At 46.8% G+C, this 21,299-nt stretch carries 1 protein-coding gene; it reads left to right on the top strand.

Annotation, left to right across the window (positions count from 1 at the left end):
• Window positions 1-48: 48 nt before the first annotated feature.
• On the top strand, window positions 49-21,255 hold the full coding sequence (locus L3V36_RS08450; protein ID WP_237296649.1) for a VCBS domain-containing protein: 21,207 nt from the start codon (window positions 49-51) through the stop codon (window positions 21,253-21,255).
• The last annotated feature ends 44 nt before the right edge of the window (window positions 21,256-21,299 follow it).

Here is a 21,299-nt window from a genome sequence, read left to right on the forward strand (position 1 = left end):
TGTGTATTTTACTTAAGATAGTGCAACCACGATTCACGGATGATAAAAATGGCTAACAAAAAGAACGTCAAAGCAAACAAGAAAAATACAGAAATCAAAAATAAGAAAAGTAACGAGCTAGAACAAAAGAAACCAACACAAAAAAAGAAGCGCAGACTGCATTCACATCTAAAAGTGAATATCCCACTTTTTCAGTCACTCATGATGATTTTGCCATCATTGGCTAAACACGCTGCTGCAGAAAGTATAGACAATTCCAGCGACGCTGCAGATCAAGTAACCGCAAATAACGTGACCGAAAAAGATGTCACCGATGACCATAGCAAGGCGGACTCATCAGCGGTTGCTCTCCAAGAAGCTCAGACGAGTGACAGCGACGTAAACTCCACCTTAAATGCAAGTCATGCCCCCCATGGTTCGAGCTCTCACTTGGTTCCTTCTCATCATTTGTCGACGCTTTCTCACCCGCAAGTCCATTACATTCCTTCGGTATCGATGCCGACTATCTCCTCAGGAAGTAACGGTCAGCCGACTCATTCAAATGCGCCGACGACACCCGCTTTACCCGTCACCTTCATGCCAGAAGTCATAAAAGGTACCTACGGAGAGCTTCATGTTGATGCAAATGGTCAATACACATTCATATTGAATCCAAATTCTCCTCAATACATCCTGTTAAATCAGCACCAACCAGGTACTGACCATTTTGCGTTACATCTATCTAATGGCTCGAGCATCATTGTCCAGATACCAGTAACAGGTAAGCAAGACACGCCAAGTATTTCTGGAGACTTAACAGGTGTCGTAACAGAAGATCACAATATTGATTCACAAGGCTTGTTACATGCGAACGGCAAAATCGATGTCATAGACCCTGACCAAAATGAAAGTTCGGTTACACCGGAAGTTATCTCAGGTAAATATGGTTCATTAACTATCGATGCTGATGGACATTGGCAGTATCAAGTTGATAACTCGCTCTCTAATGTTCAAGCTTTAACCGCAGCCACTTCATTGCACGAAAGCTTCACTATTCACACCAAAGACGGCACACCGCAAACGATCGATATGACGATTGGTGGGAACGACGACAACGCCGTTATCACAGGTGTGGATGCAGGCACGTTAACTGAAGATTTAACGACACAAGTTCAAGGGCAGCTTTCGGTAACAGATTCAGATCTTGGAGAAGATCATTTTCAGGCATCACAAGTAACTAGCAATTTCGGTACGCTAAGCATCACCAAAGACGGTGCGTGGACATACAGTTTAGACAACAATAACCCAGTAGTTCAAAAACTTGGCCAAGGTTCAACTGCGACAGACATCGTCACTGTTCACTCAGCTGATGGTACAGCGCATCAAGTTATGGTTACGATCAATGGCACCAACGACCATGCAGTAATCACGAGTAGTACAGCAAATTCACCAAGTTCGTTTTTCGCTATCGGGACAAGTAATGGCTCAAGCCAAGTTACTGAAGATAAAGATCTAACGGTTTCGGGCCAACTCAACATCACCGATATCGACTCAAAAGAGGCGCATTTTTCTAATTCCGACCTCAAGGGGACACTGGGTACTTTACACCTTAAAGACAATGGCGATTGGAGCTACGACCTAGATAATAAAAACCCAAAAGTACAGGCTCTTGGTCAAGGCTCTGCGACAACAGACATCATAACCATCCACTCCGCCGACGGCACTCCTCATCAAATTGCAATTACCGTTAACGGCAGCAATGATAAAGCCGTGATAAGCGGAACCAGTGCCGGCGTGGTAACCGAAGAGTCCCAACTTCAGACCTCGGGCACACTTGCGGTAACGGATGTGGATACTGGCGAGGCACACTTCGCTACTTCATCCACAGGAAGTACCGATATTGCAGGCTCGTTTGGTACGCTTCATCTGACTGATACTGGTTCTTGGACGTACGATCTTGATAATACAAATCCTAACGTTCAATCATTGGGCAAAGGAGCAACCGCTACCGACACCATCACCGTTCATTCTGCTGATGGCACGCCGCATCAAGTGACTATCACAGTAAATGGCACTAATGACAAAGCTATTGTCAGCAGTGCGACCGTTGCCATCGATGAGACTGACAAAGCGGTGACAACCTCAGGCACCCTAACCAGTATCGACGTCGATAACCCAGATAACGCATTCACACCGGATTCGATTACTGGCACCAATGGCGACCTCACCATTGATGCCAATGGTCACTGGGTATTCACCGCTAACAGCGCGTTTAATCAATTGAATGTCGGCGACAAGATCGAAGAGACCTTCACTGTATCGTCTATTGATGGCACACCTTCGACCATTAAAGTGACAATTAACGGTACTAACGACACAGCTACTGTCAGCAGTGCGACCGTCGCCACCGCTGAGACTGACAAAGCAGTAACGACATCAGGAACGTTGACCAGTACCGATGTAGACAACCCAGACAATGCGTTTACGCCGGATTCTATTTCAGGTACCAACGGTGACCTGACTATTGATGCTAATGGTCATTGGGTCTTCACCGCCAACAGCGCGTTTAATCAATTGAATGTCGGCGATAAAGTCGAAGAGACCTTCACGGTATCGTCGGTTGATGGCACACCCTCGACCATCAAAGTGACGATTAATGGCACCAACGATGCAGCTACTGTCAGCAGTGCGACCGTTGCTATCGATGAAACTGACAAAGCGGTAACGACATCAGGAACATTGACCAGTACCGATGTAGACAACCCAGACAACACGTTTACGCCGGATTCTATTTCAGGCACCAATGGCGACCTTATTATTGATGCCAATGGTCATTGGGCCTTTACAGCCAACAACGCGTTTAACCAATTAAACGTCGGCGATAAGGTCGAAGAGACCTTCACGGTGTCGTCCATCGATGGCACCCCTTCGACGATCAAGGTCACGATTACTGGCACTAACGATGCAGCGACAGTCAGTACCGCAACAGTCAGTGTGGATGAGACTGATAAAGCGGTAACCACATCAGGCACGCTAACCAGTACTGACGTGGATAATCCAGATAATGCGTTTACGCCGGATTCTATTTCAGGCACCAACGGTGACCTGACTATTGATGCCAATGGTCATTGGGTGTTCACCGCGAACAGCGCGTTTAATCAATTGAATGTCGGTGACAAGATCGAAGAGACCTTCACTGTCTCGTCTATTGATGGCACAGCGTCAACGATCAAAGTGACAATTAATAGCACCAATGATAAAGCGACGGTCAGTACCGCAACGGTCAGTGTGGATGAAACTGACAAAGCGGTAACGACATCAGGAACGTTGACAAGTACTGACGTGGATAATCCAGATAATGCATTCACACCGGATTCTATTTCAGGCACCAACGGTGACCTGACTATTGATGCTAATGGTCATTGGGTCTTCACCGCCAACAGCGCGTTTAATCAACTAAATGTTGGCGATAAAGTAGAAGAAACCTTTACGGTATCGTCTGTTGATGGCACACCTTCGACCATTAAAGTCACGATTAACGGCACTAATGACGCAGCTACTGTCAGCAGTGCGACCGTTGCTATCGATGAGACCGACAAAGCGGTAACCACATCAGGCACGCTAACCAGTACTGACGTGGATAACCCAGACAATACCTTCACACCCGACTCGATTACTGGAGCTAACGGCGACCTGACTATTGATACCAATGGTCATTGGAACTTCACCGCGAGCAGCGCGTTTAATCAATTAAACGTCGGCGATAAAATCGAAGAGACCTTCACTGTCTCATCTGTTGATGGCACACCGTCAACCATCAAAGTGGCGATTAACGGCACTAACGACGCCGCTACTGTCAGCAGTGCGACCGTCGCCATCGATGAAACCGACAGAGCGGTAACCACCTCAGGCACCCTAACCAGTATCGACGTGGATAACCCAGACAATGCGTTCACACCCGATTCCATTTCCGGTACCAACGGTGATCTCACCATTGATGCCAATGGTCATTGGGTATTCACCGCTAACAGCGCGTTTAATCAATTGAATGTCGGCGATAAAGTCGAAGAGACCTTCACTGTCTCGTCTATTGATGGCACAGCGTCAACGATCAAAGTCACGATTAATGGCACTAACGATGCAGCGACAGTCAGTACCGCAACCGTCGCCATCGATGAAACCGACAAAGCGGTAACTACCTCAGGCACGTTGACCAGTACCGATGTGGATAATCCAGATAATGCATTCACACCGGATTCGATTACTGGCACCAACGGTGACCTGACTATTGATGCTAATGGACATTGGGTGTTCACCGCTAACAGCGCATTTAATCAATTGAACGTTGGCGATAAAGTCGAAGAGACTTTCACTGTGTCGTCTGTTGATGGCACACCTTCGACCATTAAAGTCACGATTAACGGCACTAATGACGCAGCTACTGTCAGCAGTGCGACCGTTGCTATCGATGAAACCGACAAAGCAGTCACGACTTCAGGAACATTAACCAGCACCGATGTCGATAATCCAGATAATGCGTTCACGCCGGATTCTATTTCAGGCACCAACGGTGACCTGACTATTGATGTTAATGGTCACTGGTTGTTCACTGCCAACAGCGCGTTTAATCAACTAAACGTTGGCGATAAGGTCGAAGAAACCTTCACTGTATCGTCTATTGATGGCACTGCGTCAACGATCAAAGTGACAATTAATGGCACCAATGATAAAGCGACGGTCAGTACCGCGACTGTAAGTGTGGATGAAACCGACAAAGCAGTAACTACCTCAGGAACATTAACCAGCACCGATGTCGATAATCCAGATAATGCGTTCACGCCGGATTCTATTTCAGGCACCAACGGTGACCTGACTATTGATGTTAATGGTCACTGGTTGTTCACTGCCAACAGCGCGTTTAATCAACTAAACGTTGGCGATAAGGTCGAAGAAACCTTCACTGTATCGTCTATTGATGGCACTGCGTCAACGATCAAAGTGACAATTAATGGCACCAATGATAAAGCGACGGTCAGTACCGCGACTGTAAGTGTGGATGAAACCGACAAAGCAGTAACTACCTCAGGCACGTTAACCAGTACTGACGTAGATAACCCAGACAATGCTTTCCAGCCGGATTCTATTTCAGGCACCAACGGTAACCTGACTATTGATGCCAATGGTCACTGGAGCTTCACTGCCAACAGCGCGTTTAATCAATTGAATGTCGGCGACAAGATCGAAGAGACCTTTACGGTATCGTCGGTTGATGGCACACCGTCAACCATCAAAGTGACGATTAACGGCACTAACGACACCGCTACTGTCAGCAGTGCGACCATTGCCATCGATGAGACTGACAAAGCAATAACGACATCAGGCACGTTAACCAGTACTGACGTGGATAATACAGATAATACCTTCACGCCAGATTCCATTGCAGGCACCAATGGCGACCTGACTATCGATGCCAGTGGACATTGGATGTTCACCGCTAACAGCGCGTTTAATCAATTGAACGTTGGCGATAAAGTCGAAGAGACCTTTACTGTGTCGTCTGTTGATGGCACACCTTCGACCATTAAAGTCACGATTAACGGCACTAATGACGCCGCTACTGTCAGCAGTGCAACCGTTGCCATCGATGAAACCGACAAAGCGCTAACGACATCAGGAACATTGACCAGTACCGACGTCGATAACCCAGACAATGCGTTCACGCCGGATTCGATTACTGGCACCAACGGTGACCTGACTGTTGATGCCAATGGTCATTGGTTCTTCACCGCCAACAGCGCGTTTAATCAATTGAATGTCGGCGATAAAGTCGAAGAGACCTTCACGGTATCGTCGGTTGATGGCACACCCTCGACCATCAAAGTGACGATTAATGGCACCAACGATGCAGCGACAGTCAGTACCGCAACAGTCAGTGTGGATGAGACTGATAAAGCGGTAACGACATCAGGAACATTGACTAGTACCGATGTTGATAATCCAGACAATACGTTCACGCCGGATTCGATTTCAGGTACCAATGGCGACCTTACTATTGATGCCAGTGGACATTGGGTGTTCACCGCCAACAGTGCGTTTAATCAACTAAACGTTGGCGATAAGGTCGAAGAAACCTTCACGGTGTCGTCTGTTGATGGCACACCCTCGACCATCAAAGTGACGATTAATGGCACTAATGACGCAGCTACTGTCAGCAGTGCGACCGTTGCCATCGATGAAACCGATAAAGCGGTAACTACCTCAGGCACGCTAACCAGTATCGACGTCGATAATCCAGATAACGCATTCACACCGGATTCGATTACTGGCACCAATGGCGACCTGACTATTGATGCCAATGGCCATTGGACATTCACCGCCAACAGCGCATTTAATCAATTAAACGTCGGCGATAAAGTAGAAGAAACCTTCACTGTCACTTCCGTTGATGGCACACCTTCGACCATTAAAGTCACGATTAACGGCACTAACGACGCCGCTACTGTCAGCAGTGCAACCGTTGCTATCGATGAAACTGACAAAGCGGTAACCACCTCAGGCACACTAATCAGTACCGACGTAGATAATCCAGATAACACTTTCACACCTGATTCGATTACTGGAGCTAACGGTGACCTGACTATTGATGCTAATGGGCATTGGACATTCACCGCCAACAGCGCGTTTAACCAATTGAATGTCGGCGATAAGGTCGAAGAGACCTTCACGGTGTCGTCCATCGATGGCACCCCTTCGACGATCAAGGTCACGATTAACGGCACTAACGATGCAGCGACAGTCAGTACCGCAACAGTCAGTGTGGATGAGACTGATAAAGCGGTAACCACATCAGGCACGCTAACCAGTACTGACGTGGATAATACAGATAATACGTTTACGCCAGATTCCATTGCAGGCACAAATGGCGACTTGACTATTGATGCCAATGGTCATTGGATCTTCACCGCTAACAGCGCGTTTAATCAATTGAACGTCGGCGATAAAGTCGAAGAGACTTTCACTGTCTCGTCTATTGATAGCACACCGTCCACCATCAAAGTGACGATTAACGGCACTAACGATGCCGCTACTGTCAGCAGTGCGACCGTTGCCATCGATGAAACCGACAAAGCGGTAACTACCTCAGGAACCCTAACCAGCACCGATGTTGATAATCCAGATAATGCGTTTACGCCGGATTCTATTTCAGGCACCAACGGCGACCTGACTATTGATGCTAATGGGCATTGGACATTCACCGCCAACAGCGCGTTTAACCAATTGAATGTCGGCGATAAAGTCGAAGAGACTTTCACTGTCTCGTCTATTGATGGCACACCGTCCACCATCAAAGTCACAATTAACGGCACTAACGACGCCGCTACTGTCAGCAGTGCGACCGTCGCCATTGATGAAACCGGCAAAGCGGTAACAACTTCAGGCACGCTAACCAGTACCGATGTTGATAACCCAGACAATACCTTCACGCCAGATTCTATTTCAGGCACCAACGGTGACCTGACTATTGATGTTAATGGTCACTGGTTGTTCACTGCCAACAGCGCGTTTAATCAACTAAACGTTGGCGATAAGGTCGAAGAAACCTTTACGGTATCGTCGGTTGATGGCACAGCGTCAACCATCAAAGTGGCGATTAACGGCACTAACGACGCCGCTACTGTCAGCAGTGCGACCGTCGCCATCGATGAAACCGACAGAGCGGTAACCACCTCAGGCACCCTAACCAGTATCGACGTCGATAACCCAGACAATGCGTTCACACCCGATTCCATTTCCGGTACCAACGGTGATCTCACCATTGATGCCAATGGTCATTGGGTATTCACAGCTAACAGCGCGTTTAATCAATTGAATGTCGGCGACAAGATCGAAGAAACCTTCACTGTCACTTCCGTTGATGGCACACCTTCGTCCATTAAAGTCACGATTAACGGCACTAACGACGCCGCTACTGTCAGCAGTGCGACCGTTGCCATCGATGAGACTGACAAAGCGGTAACAACCTCAGGCACCCTAACCAGTATCGACGTCGATAACCCAGATAACGCATTCACACCGGATTCTATTGCAGGCACCAACGGTGACCTGACTATTGATGCTAATGGTCATTGGGTCTTCACCGCCAACAGCGCGTTTAATCAACTAAATGTTGGCGATAAAGTAGAAGAAACCTTCACAGTGTCCTCTGTTGATGGCACACCGGCGACCATCAAGGTCACGATTAATGGCACTAACGACGCCGCTACTGTCAGCAGTGCGACCGTTGCCATCGATGAAACCGACAAAGCGATAACCACATCAGGCACGCTAACCTGTACCGACGTGGATAATCCAGACAATGCGTTCACGCCGGATTCGATTACTGGTACCAACGGTGACCTGACTATTGATGCTAATGGTCATTGGGTCTTCACTGCCAACAGCGCGTTTAATCAGTTAAATATCGGCGACAAGATCGAAGAGACCTTTACGGTATCGTCGGTTGATGGCACACCGTCAACCATCAAAGTGACGATTAACGGCACTAACGATGCAGCGACAGTCAGTACCACAACAGTCAGTGTGGATGAGACTGACAAAGCGGTAACGACATCAGGCACGTTAACCAGTACCGATGTTGATAATCCTGATAACACATTTACGCCAGACTCCATTGTTGGAGCTAATGGCGACCTAACTATTGATGCTAATGGGCATTGGGTGTTCACCGCCAACAGTGCGTTTAATCAATTGAATGTCGGCGATAAAGTCGAAGAGACCTTCACTGTATCGTCTATTGATGGCACAACGTCAACGGTCAAAGTGACGATTAACGGCACTAACGACGCCGCTACTGTCAGTAGCGCGACCGTTGCCATCGATGAAACCGACAAAGCAGTAACGACTTCAGGAACATTGACCAGTACCGACGTGGATAATCAAGATAATGCGTTTACACCGGATTCGATTACTGGCACCAATGGTGACCTGACTATTGATGCTAATGGTCATTGGGCGTTCACCGCCAACAGCGCGTTTAACCAACTAAACGTCGGCGATAAAGTCGAAGAAACCTTCACGGTGTCGTCCATCGATGGCACCCCTTCGACGATCAAGGTCACGATTAATGGCACTAACGATGCCGCTACTGTCAGCAGTGCGACCGTTGCTATCGATGAAACCGACAAAGCAGTAACGACTTCAGGAACATTAACCAGCACCGATGTCGATAATCCGGATAATGCGTTCACTCCAGACTCCATTGCAGGCACAAATGGCGACCTCAACATTGATGCCAATGGTCACTGGGTATTCACCGCTAACAGCGCGTTTAATCAATTGAATGTCGGCGACAAGATCGAAGAGACCTTCACTGTCTCGTCTATTGATGGCACAGCGTCAACGATCAAAGTGACAATTAATGGCACCAATGATAAAGCGACGGTCAGTACCGCAACGGTCAGTGTGGATGAAACTGACAAAGCGGTAACGACATCAGGAACGTTGACTAGTACTGACGTGGATAATCCAGATAATGCATTCACACCGGATTCTATTTCAGGCACCAACGGTGACCTGACTATTGATGCCAGTGGACATTGGATGTTCACCGCTAACAGCGCGTTTAATCAATTGAACGTTGGCGATAAAGTCGAAGAGACCTTCACGGTATCGTCGGTTGATGGCACGCCGTCGACCATAAAAGTGACGATTAACGGCACTAACGATGCAGCGACAGTCAGTACCGAAACAGTCAGTGTGGATGAGACTGATAAAGCAGTCACGACTTCAGGAACATTAACCAGCACCGATGTCGATAATCCGGATAATGCGTTCACGCCGGATTCTATTTCAGGCACCAACGGTGACCTGACTATTGATACTAATGGTCATTGGGTCTTCACCGCGAACAGTGCGTTTAATCAACTGAACGTTGGCGATAAAGTCGAAGAAACCTTCACGGTGTCGTCTGTAGATGGCACAACGTCAACGATCAAAGTGATGATTAACGGTACTAACGATGCAGCGACAGTCAGTACCGCAACAGTCAGTGTGGATGAAACGGACAGCGCTATAACAACTTCTGGAACCCTCACCAGTACCGATGTGGACAACCCAGACAACACGTTTACTCCGGATTCCATTGCAGGCACCAATGGCGACCTCACCATTGATGCCACAGGCCACTGGGTATTCACTGCCAACAGCGCGTTTAATCAACTAAACGTTGGCGACAAAGTCGAAGAAACCTTTACTGTCTCGTCTGTTGATGGCACATCCTCGACCATCAAAGTGACGATTAATGGCACTAACGATGTAGCGACAGTCAGTACCGCAACAGTCAGTGTGGATGAGACTGACAAAGCGGTAACCACCTCAGGCACGTTAACCAGTACCGATGTTGATAATCCAGATAACACATTTACGCCAGACTCCATTGTTGGAGCTAATGGCGACCTAACTATTGATGCTAATGGGCATTGGGTGTTCACCGCCAACAGCGCGTTTAATCAGTTAAACGTCGGCGACAAAGTAGAAGAAACCTTCACTGTCACTTCCGTTGATGGCACACCTTCGACCATTAAAGTCACGATTAACGGCACTAACGACGCCGCTACTGTCAGCAGTGCGACCGTCGCCATCGATGAAACCGACAAAGCGGTAACGACATTAGGTACGCTAACCAGTACTGACGTGGATAATACAGATAATACCTTCACGCCGGATTCCGTTGTTGGATCTAATGGTGACCTGACTATTGATGCCAATGGTCATTGGACGTTCACTGCGAACAGTGCGTTTAACCAATTGAATGTCGGCGACAAAGTCGAAGAAACCTTTACCGTCACTTCCGTTGATGGCACACCTTCGACCATTAAAGTCACGATCAATGGCACTAATGACGCTGCTACTGTCAGCAGCGCGACCATTGCCATCGATGAAACTGACAAAGCGGTAACCACCTCAGGCACCCTCACCAGTACCGATATTGATAATCCAGACAATACGTTCACGCCGGATTCGATTTCAGGTACCAATGGCGACCTTACTATTGATGCCAGTGGACATTGGGTGTTCACCGCCAACAGTGCGTTTAATCAATTGAACGTCGGCGATAAAGTCGAAGAAACCTTCACTGTCACTTCCGTTGATGGCACACCTTCGTCCATTAAAGTCACGATTAACGGCACTAACGACGCCGCTACTGTCAGCAGTGCGACCGTTGCCATCGATGAGACTGACAAAGCGGTAACAACCTCAGGCACCCTAACCAGTATCGACGTCGATAACCCAGATAACGCATTCACACCGGATTCGATTACTGGCACCAACGGCAACCTCACCATTGGTGCTAATGGCCAATGGACCTTCACCGCCAACAGCGCGTTTAATCAACTAAACGTTGGCGATAAGGTCGAAGAAACCTTCACGGTGTCGTCTGTTGATGGCACACCCTCGACCATCAAAGTCACGATTAACGGCACTAATGACGCCGCTACTGTCAGCAGTGCGACCGTTGCTATCGATGAGACAGACAAAGTGGTAACGACATCAGGAACATTGACTAGTACCGATGTTGATAATCCAGACAATACGTTCACGCCGGATTCGATTTCAGGTACCAATGGCGACCTTACTATTGATGCCAGTGGACATTGGGTGTTCACCGCCAACATTGCGTTTAATCAATTGAACGTCGGCGATAAAGTCGAAGAAACCTTCACTGTCACTTCCGTTGATGGCACACCTTCGACCATTAAAGTCACGATTAACGGCACTAACGACGCCGCTACTGTCAGCAGTGCGACCGTTGCCATCGATGAGACTGACAAAGCGGTAACAACTTCAGGCACCCTAACCAGTATCGACGTCGATAACCCAGATAACGCATTCACACCGGATTCGATTACTGGCACCAACGGCAACCTCACCATTGGTGCTAATGGCCAATGGACCTTCACCGCCAACAGCGCGTTTAATCAACTAAACGTTGGCGATAAGGTCGAAGAAACCTTCACGGTGTCATCTGTTGATGGCACACCGTCGACCATAAAAGTGACGATTAACGGCACTAATGACAAAGCCGTGATAAGCGGAACAAGTGCCGGCGCGGTCACCGAAGAATCTCAACTTCAAACCTCTGGCTTACTGACTGTGACTGATGTTGATGCCGGTCAAGCACACTTCTCCAATACCGATATTGCTGGGACTTTAGGCACCTTACACCTCACTAATTCAGGGACATGGACTTACGACTTAGATAACACCAACCCAACCGTTCAAGCGCTAGGTAAAGGAACAACCGCTACCGATACCATTACTGTTCATTCTGCTGACGGCACACCACATCAAATTACTATTACGGTTAATGGTACTAACGACAAGGCCATCATTGGCGGGACAAACTCTGGTGCAGTGACTGAAGAATCTCAACTTCAGACGTCAGGTACACTGACTGTCACTGACGTAGATACTGGTGAAGCACACTTCTCCAACACTGATATTGCAGGCACATTAGGCACTTTACATTTGACTGATAACGGCACTTGGACTTACGATTTAGATAATACGAATCCACAAGTTCAAGCCTTAGGTAAAGGCGCGACAGCGACTGATACTATTACTGTCAACTCAGCAGATGGTACGCCGCATCAAATTACCATTACGGTGAATGGGACTAATGATACGGCTGTAATTGGTGGGACTTCTGCAGGCGCAGTGACCGAAGAAACGCAGTTACAAACCTCAGGCTCGCTGACTATTATAGATACCGATACCGGTGAAGCACACTTCTCAAATACTGATATTAAAGGCTCGCTTGGGACATTGCATTTAACCGATGCTGGGCAGTGGACTTACGATTTAGATAACACAAACCCAACGGTGCAAGCCCTAGGTAAAGGCGCTGCAACAACCGATACCATTACAGTTACTTCAGCAGATGGTACAACTCACCAAGTGACCATTGCCGTTAATGGAACTAATGACAAGGCTATTATTACTGGTACAAATACGGGAGCAGTTACCGAAGATCAAGATTTAACAAATCAGTTGAATGTTCACCCAAACTACATGCTTACACAAGGCAAGCTATTCATTACCGATGTAGATACGAATGAAGCTACATTTCCGATGCAATCTGGCATTGTTGGCGACCACGGGATCGGCTCATTTACACTTATACCAAGTGGCATTTGGCTATTTTCCGCAGATTCAAAACAAGCGGCTGTTCAGGCTTTAGGTGTTGGTGAAACTTTAACAGAGTCGACAACAATAACCTCGGTTGATGGCACACAGAAAACTATTTTGGTAACCATCAATGGTACCAATGATGCACCTGTTATCACCCCTGTTGCGACGCAAACGGTAACCGAGGATGGCAGTAAAACCATTACCTTCCATGCAACGGATATTGATACGACGGATACGTTGACCCCGAGTGTGTCAGCGACACACGGTAGTGCCTCGCTGAATGCGCAAGGTGAAATCGTGTTTACGCCTGATGCTAATTACAATGGTCCTGCTACAGTTGTTCTTTCAGTGACTGATGGGCATACGACAACCAGTCAAACTATCAATGTTGATGTAACACCGGCAAACGATGCGCCTATTATTAATCCGATTGTGCCAGTGAACGCCACTGAAGATGGTGCAGTAGTCACAGGTCAACTCACCTCAACGGATATTGATGCGGGTGATACTGCAACCTTCACAACCACATCAACACAGGGTGGATTTACACTCAATGCAGATGGTAGCTACAACCTAGACCCAACAGATGCAAGCTTCCAACACCTTAAAGCAGGTGAGATAAGCACGTTCACTATCCCTGTTACCGTGACCGATTCTGCAGGTGCAACAGATACTAAAGATTTAGTGATTACGGTGACGGGCACGAATGATACGCCGGTCATTAGTGGTGTCGATACGGGGGCATTAAAAGAAGATGTGAGCGCTAATCCTCAGAGTAATGAACTGACTGCGACAGGTAAGTTAGATATTGTCGATATAGATACAGGTGAAGGTAGTTTTGTATCCCATGGATTTAACAAAACGGCCCTACAAGGTCATTATGGTAAATTGGAGATCAGTCAAGATGGGAGCTGGAGTTACTCTGCCGATAATTCTCAAACAGCGATTCAATCCTTAGGCGAAGGTGAGCAGTTAACAGACACAATTAAAGTGACTTCGAAAGACGGTACAACGCATGATGTCGTGGTAACCATCAATGGTACTAATGATACAGCTGTAATTGGTGGAAGTTCTACTGGCGCAGTGACAGAAGAAACACAACTGCAAACCTCAGGCATATTGACCGTTACGGATATCGATACTGGTGAAGCACACTTTGCGAATGCTGATATCCAAGGCACCTTAGGGACATTACATCTAACAGATAATGGCGCTTGGACGTACGACTTAGATAACACTAACCCAGCAGTTCAAGCGTTAGGTAATGGCGCAACCGCTACTGATACCATTACCGTTCATTCAGCCGATGGCACACCTCATCAAGTCACCATTACGGTGAACGGCACTAATGATAATGCTGTGGTCGGTGGAGTAGATACTGCAAGTGTCACTGAGAAAGCGGCTGGAGATAATATGTCGCCAGATCATGCTCAACCAGGTATGGCGACACTTCGAGTTAGTACACTCAACGCTAATGGACATTTATCTGTGGTTGATCCTGACTCTGGTCAGTCTGGCTTTGCTGATAATAATGTGGGGTATAATTATCACGGTACATATGGTGACTTAATATTAAATCCAAATGGAGATTGGAATTACTATGCCGATGCAGGAAGCCTCACTCAGATTGGTGGAAGGCCCACGACCAGAGGCTCCGCTATCGATAAATTAGGTGAGGGTGAAACACTCACAGACACTATCACCGTTCACACAAAAGATGGAACACCACATAATATAGTCATCACTATCAATGGTAGTAACGACAGGCCTTATTGCTCTTCAGAAGTACAACTCAACGCAGGTACTGAAGATACGAGACAAACCATTACAGCTGCACAACTGTTACAAAATTCAATAGATGTCGATAAAAATGACTCTGGACTGCTTACAGTAGCAAACCTTCATCCAGATCACGGCTCGATTTTAGATAACCAAAATGGTACATACACTTTCACACCAGAAAAAGACTATAACGGTAAAGTTCATTTCACCTATGATGTCAAAGATGCACATGGCGGTGTCACTCATACTGGAGCTACCAGCAGTTTAAGTGCAGTTGCTGATAAAGCGGTTATAAGCGGTAGTGATACCGGAACGATTATTGAAGATCATAATGTGGGTCACAGTTCATTACAGCCTGTCGTTGCATCGGGTTTGCTGAGTGTGACTGATCCTGATGCAGGACAAAACTATTTTCAGGTCAATCGGTTACTAGGAGAACAGGCGATTAACGATCCCTTTGGTGGTTTTTTACGCATTACACCAAGTGGCGCTTGGGGATATGAAGTAGCCAATAGTCGCTTGCAATCATTAGCTGAAGGTGAAGTAGAAAAAGTTGTATATCGTGTTTATTCTGCAGACCACACTGCTCACGATATAACAATAACGGTGACAGGCACCAATGATCAACCGACCATAACTGCGACGACACTTGCACATGGCACTGAAGATACACATTACCAAATGCAAGTCAGTCAGTTTGGATTCAGTGATATCGACACAGGCGATACGTTACATTCCATAGCAATCACAGATCTACCATCAGCAACACAAGGTAAGTTTGTGCTTGATGGACACGATGTTACAGCGGGGCAACACATCCCTACAGCTGACATCAGTAAACTTCAGTTCATTCCTGCGCAAGATTTTAATGGCGATGTTCAGTTTAAATATACTGTTAACGATGGGCATGATGACTCACAAGAGGCTACCAACACACTTCATATTGATGCGGTGGGAGATAAAGCCGTTATATCAGGTGTGGATACTGGCGATGTTTATGAAAACAGAAACCCTGATATGTCGCCAGACTTTGCCCAGTCAGGTATGGCGCATTTAACTAATAGTATGATTCATGTTGAGGGGCAACTAACAATCATCGATCCAGATACCGGCGAGAATAGTTTTGATTCTAAAGGTATTGGTTATACCTATCATGGAAAATATGGCCATTTGATTCTTAATACAGATGGTAAATGGTTTTATGGTGTTGCGACCGGCACTGCTGATGTAAATGGTGGATTAACAACAAAGGTAGGATCGACGATTGATCAACTTGGTGCAAATGAGACACTCACTGATACGATAACGATACAAAGTAAAGACGGTACTACTCATGATATTGTTATCACTATTCATGGCGACAACGACCGTCCATACTGCTCTTCAGAAGTGCAGCTCAACAGCGGTAAAGAAGACCTCGCGCAAACCATCACGGCCACCGAACTCTTAGCAAACACTATAGACGTGGATAGCAACGACCTAGGCAAACTCACCGTTGCGAATCTTCACGCTGATCATGGTTCTATTCTAGATAATCAAGACGGAACATACACTTTTACCCCAACCAAAGACTATAACGGTCAGATTCATTTTAGCTATGATGTGACAGATGCGCATGGCGGAACGACTCATACAGGGGCGTCGACCACACTCACCGCTACCCCAGACGGCGCCATCATTTCAGAAGTGACAACTGACCACGTCACTGAAGATGGTTCACACAGCAGCCACAATGCAGGGGTTACAACTGAGCTCGCGAATGGAAGACTACAAGTTGTGGATCCAGATAGCGGGGAGAATAAATTCCAATACAGCCAGTTTGGTGAATCAGCAGTTCACGATCCGTTTGGTGGCATGTTACGTATTGATAGCATGGGCAATTGGGGGTACAGCGTTAATAATGCCAATTTGCAACACCTTGCTCAAGGGCAAACTGAAACCGTTATCTACCGTGTTCATAGTTATGATGGAACGGCATACGAGTTGCACATAGACGTTGTAGGCACCAATGATGCGCCAACCGTTACCCAAGTTGCGCTAAGTAACGGCACTGAAGACACGCATTATCAAATGCAAGCGAGTCAGTTTGGATTTACGGATGTTGATAGTGGCGATACGCTACATTCAGTTGCAATCACAGATCTACCACCAGCAACACAAGGTAAATTTGTGCTTGATGGACACGATGTTACAGCGGGGCAACACATCCCTACAGCTGACATCAGTAAACTTCAGTTCGTTCCTGCGCAAGATTTTAATGGCGATGTTCAGTTTAAATATACTGTTAACGATGGGCATGATGACTCACAAGAGGCTACTAACACTCTTCATATTGATGCGGTAGGTGACACAGCAGTAATCACTGGAACGACAACTGGCGATGTCGATGAAGGGCATGGTACCTATCATGATCGGTCACCAAACTACGCACAGCCTGGGATGGCTAAATTAACCAATGACCCTTTATATACTGATGGCAAGTTAGAGATTATTGACCCAGACACTGGCGAAGCACAATTTGATACAAAAGGTGTAGGCTACTCCTACCATGGCACTTATGGTCAATTAATACTAAATGCCGATGGTAATTGGCATTATAAGGTTACCGTTGGTAGTAACCAACAAAACGTAGCCACAAAGATCGATCAATTAGGCGATGGGCAAGAATTAACAGATACGATTACCATTTATTCTAAAGATGGTACGGCTCAAGACATCGTTATTACCATTCATGGCGATAACGATAGACCTTACATCAGCTCAGAAGTGACACTTTCCATTGGTAGAGAAGACACAGCTCTTACCTTTACCAAGGCCGATTTGCTTACTAATACTGTCGACGTTGATGCCAATGACACAGGTAAGCTCTCCATTGCTAATCTGCTAGTCGATCACGGCTCTGTTGTCGATAACAAAGATGGTACTTATACCTTTACTCCAACCAAAGACTACAACGGCCAAGTGCACTTCACTTATGACGTGACAGATGCTCATGGTGGAACGACTCATACAGGCGCAAACACGTCTCTTGCTGCTGTTAATGATGTCGCAACATTTACTGGTGATTCAGGCAGCATAAGAGAAGATACAAACATTCACCACAACGTGCATACCACGGGGTCAGCAACCATTCCAGATGCCCTTGTTTGTAATGGACACCTGGTTATTTCTGATGTTGACGGACAAGGTGAAGCAACACTAGATCTCAAAGGGCAATCGCAAATATCACAGGATGGAACCTATGGCCATTTCACGGTCACTAGTCGTGGTATTTGGGTATATACAGCAGACAACAATAGTACGCCTATTCAAGACTTAGATAATGGACAAACACTCACAGATAGCATTGAAGTCACATCAAAAGACGGTACCAAGCATTCCATTACCGTCACAATTAATGGGACCACCGATGATCCTGTTCTCCACAGCCTCAGTGATTCAGGTGTTCAACATAGTGGTCCAATCGAAGGGAATCTACTTACTGGCTCTGGGACGGATCAAGGATTGAGTGGTGCAGCAACAGACGCAGATTCCAACGCACATCTGGTGTTGCAAGATATTCAAATAAATGACCCCGTATCAGGTTATGTCGCGGTAAGGCCGGGGCAACCACATACTATGGCCGGTATCGGTACACTCGCGATCGAAGCGAATGGTCATTATACCTTCACCCCGGAAGCTGGTTTTACAGGTAAAGTGCCAAGTATGGTTTATCGTGTCGGTGATGATGGGGGTAACTCAATAGGAGACTCTTCTCAAAACTCTCTCTCTATTGAAGTCACCCCACCTCTACAGCATACACCTACAGTCACAGGGCAAACCGTTTCTACAAATGAAGACATCACCAGAACTGTTGCTACCAGTGACTTTGGTTACAGTGATCAAGATGGCGACGCCCTGCAGTTCGTGACTATTAGCAGCATACCGAGTCATGGATTATTACTCCTAAACGGCAAAGCGGTAACCACCAACCAGCAAATCACAAAAGCGGATTTAGATGCAGGCCATTTAACCTTCACGCCAATCAGTAATGAAAACGGTGCCAACTATGCGCAATTTACATTTACTGCAAATGATGGCCATCAAGACTCAGCAAGTGCAACGATGATAGTGGATGTCAATGCCGTCAATGATGCGCCTATCGTTGGATCGAGTTTTATTAGTTCTTTAGAAGATAAACCTCATGCGTTCACCACTGCTGACTTTAAATATTCTGATATTGATGGCGATGCGCTAAACCATCTCACGATTACCAATGTCGCCCACGGCGTGTTAACACTGAATGGCGTCACTGTGAATATTGGTGATGACGTCAGCGCATCCGACGTTTCATCACTCATCTTCACCCCAACTCACAACTATTTTAGTTCTGGTGTCAGCGGGCTGGGTGCGGTGCAATTTACCGCAAACGATGGCCAAGCTGATTCAAAAGAAGGGTCAATATTCATTAACATTGCTAATGCCGCCGACCCAGCAACATTCGGAGGCGATTCCACAGGGGTAGCTCAAGAAGACATGACACTTCAAGCGTCAGGTACGTTGACATCTAGCGATCCAGATGGAACTACAGGCTTTATTGCCGTTCAAGGTGGTGCTGGGATAGTAGGAAGTAAAGGTTATGGGCATGCACACATTGATAGTAATGGTCACTGGACTTACGACCTTTACAACAAACACCCAATCGTTCAACAGCTTGGCGAAGGTCAGACAGACACTGAAACCATTACGGTTCAATCTGCAGATGGTACGCACCATGACATCGTGGTCACTATTACCGGAACCAACGACCTACCGACAGTTTCAGAGAAGCCACAAACAAGTCATGTTGTCGGCCAACACTCGGTCGATGAAGATTCAAACCTTAACCCTGCGGGCCAACTGATCATCAATGATGTCGATGGTGATACCACCACCGTAGCTCTAGATCCAGCTCACAGCGCCGCTTATGGTCATGTTGTGTTTGATTCGCATAGTGACACTTGGATTTATCACCTAGATAACAACAACCCAGCCGTGAATGCCCTTAACGATAACGACACGCTGCAAGACAAGTTTACTTTGCTTGTTGATGACGGGCACGGCCAAAAAGTACCACAAGAAATTACGATGACCATCAATGGTCATACCGATCCTGTGCCTTATACCCCACCAACAATCAGTGTCACTGTCGATACGAGACATGCACAACATATTACTGCAGGTATTACCGCCAGTACGGTTCAAACCTACGCCAGCTCCCTAGGCCAGCACGTAACAACGTCGAGCGGCAACCATGAAGTAAAGGGTCACGGTCATAGCGATATCATCATCGTAAATGGTCGACTCAACGAAGAAGCTGAGCTAGAAGGTGGTAATGATATTCTTTATATCGGCGGAAGACTCACTGATAAGGAAATAGAAGGTGGGCATGGTAGCGATACCCTCATTTTAGGCGCTTACAATCGTAATAATGCTCCACGCTTACGTGACCATGGCGAGAAACTCAGTGATGGACATGAAGAGATGGAACTGGAAAGCATCGAAAATATCATTCTTGGTGACGGTACGGTGCTGAAAGGTCATTTACCTGCAAACTTTCCTCTCGTCACGCATGACCACTATGAAGTACCAGTAAATATCCAAGCTCACTTATCTTCAGGTGACGAGTCAGTTTCCAGTATTCGACTCACCCACTTGCAGCAAGGGCTCACACTTCAAAGCAATGGACATAACATAAACGCTAACCATGACGGCAGTTACACCGTACCAACCAATGGTCACCTTGTGGTAGTGTCAGATCATCCAATGAGCAATGGACATCATTACTTCGAGACAGAAGTAACAACACATAACTCAGCAACGGGCGTCACTGCGGTAACAACTGAAGATTTACAAGGGCATATTCAAAGCCATGTAAACCCACCGCCTCCACCACCGCCGCCGGTCCAACACGATGAACCAGACTCACCTCTGACGTTTGAAGCATCTGTTACTATCGCTGATGACAGCAATAACCCAAATGAGCATCAAGTCAGTTCTACCGACTCTGAGCATCACGATGTCAGCCACCATGGTGCAGCAGCTTATCTGGATGCATTGGGCATAAAACCCGATGCGACATCGACAACGGTTCACGATCAACCTGCGGATATGGATATCGTACTTGCACAAGTCGACCAACAAGATATAACAACGCATGACCAAGCGCACTTGGATATGTCAGACGCGTTGGAACACCATGACGCGAACATTAACCATAACCAAGATGATGATCACCACCACAACGATATCGATGGGTTACCGGACATAGATCCTAACTCATAACTTCAAGTGTAAGGTGCCTAATGCCTAGTGCTTAGTGCTTAGTG

Source organism: Vibrio sp. G-C-1 (assembly GCF_021728015.1).
Classification (GTDB): Bacteria; Pseudomonadota; Gammaproteobacteria; order Enterobacterales; family Vibrionaceae; genus Vibrio; species Vibrio splendidus.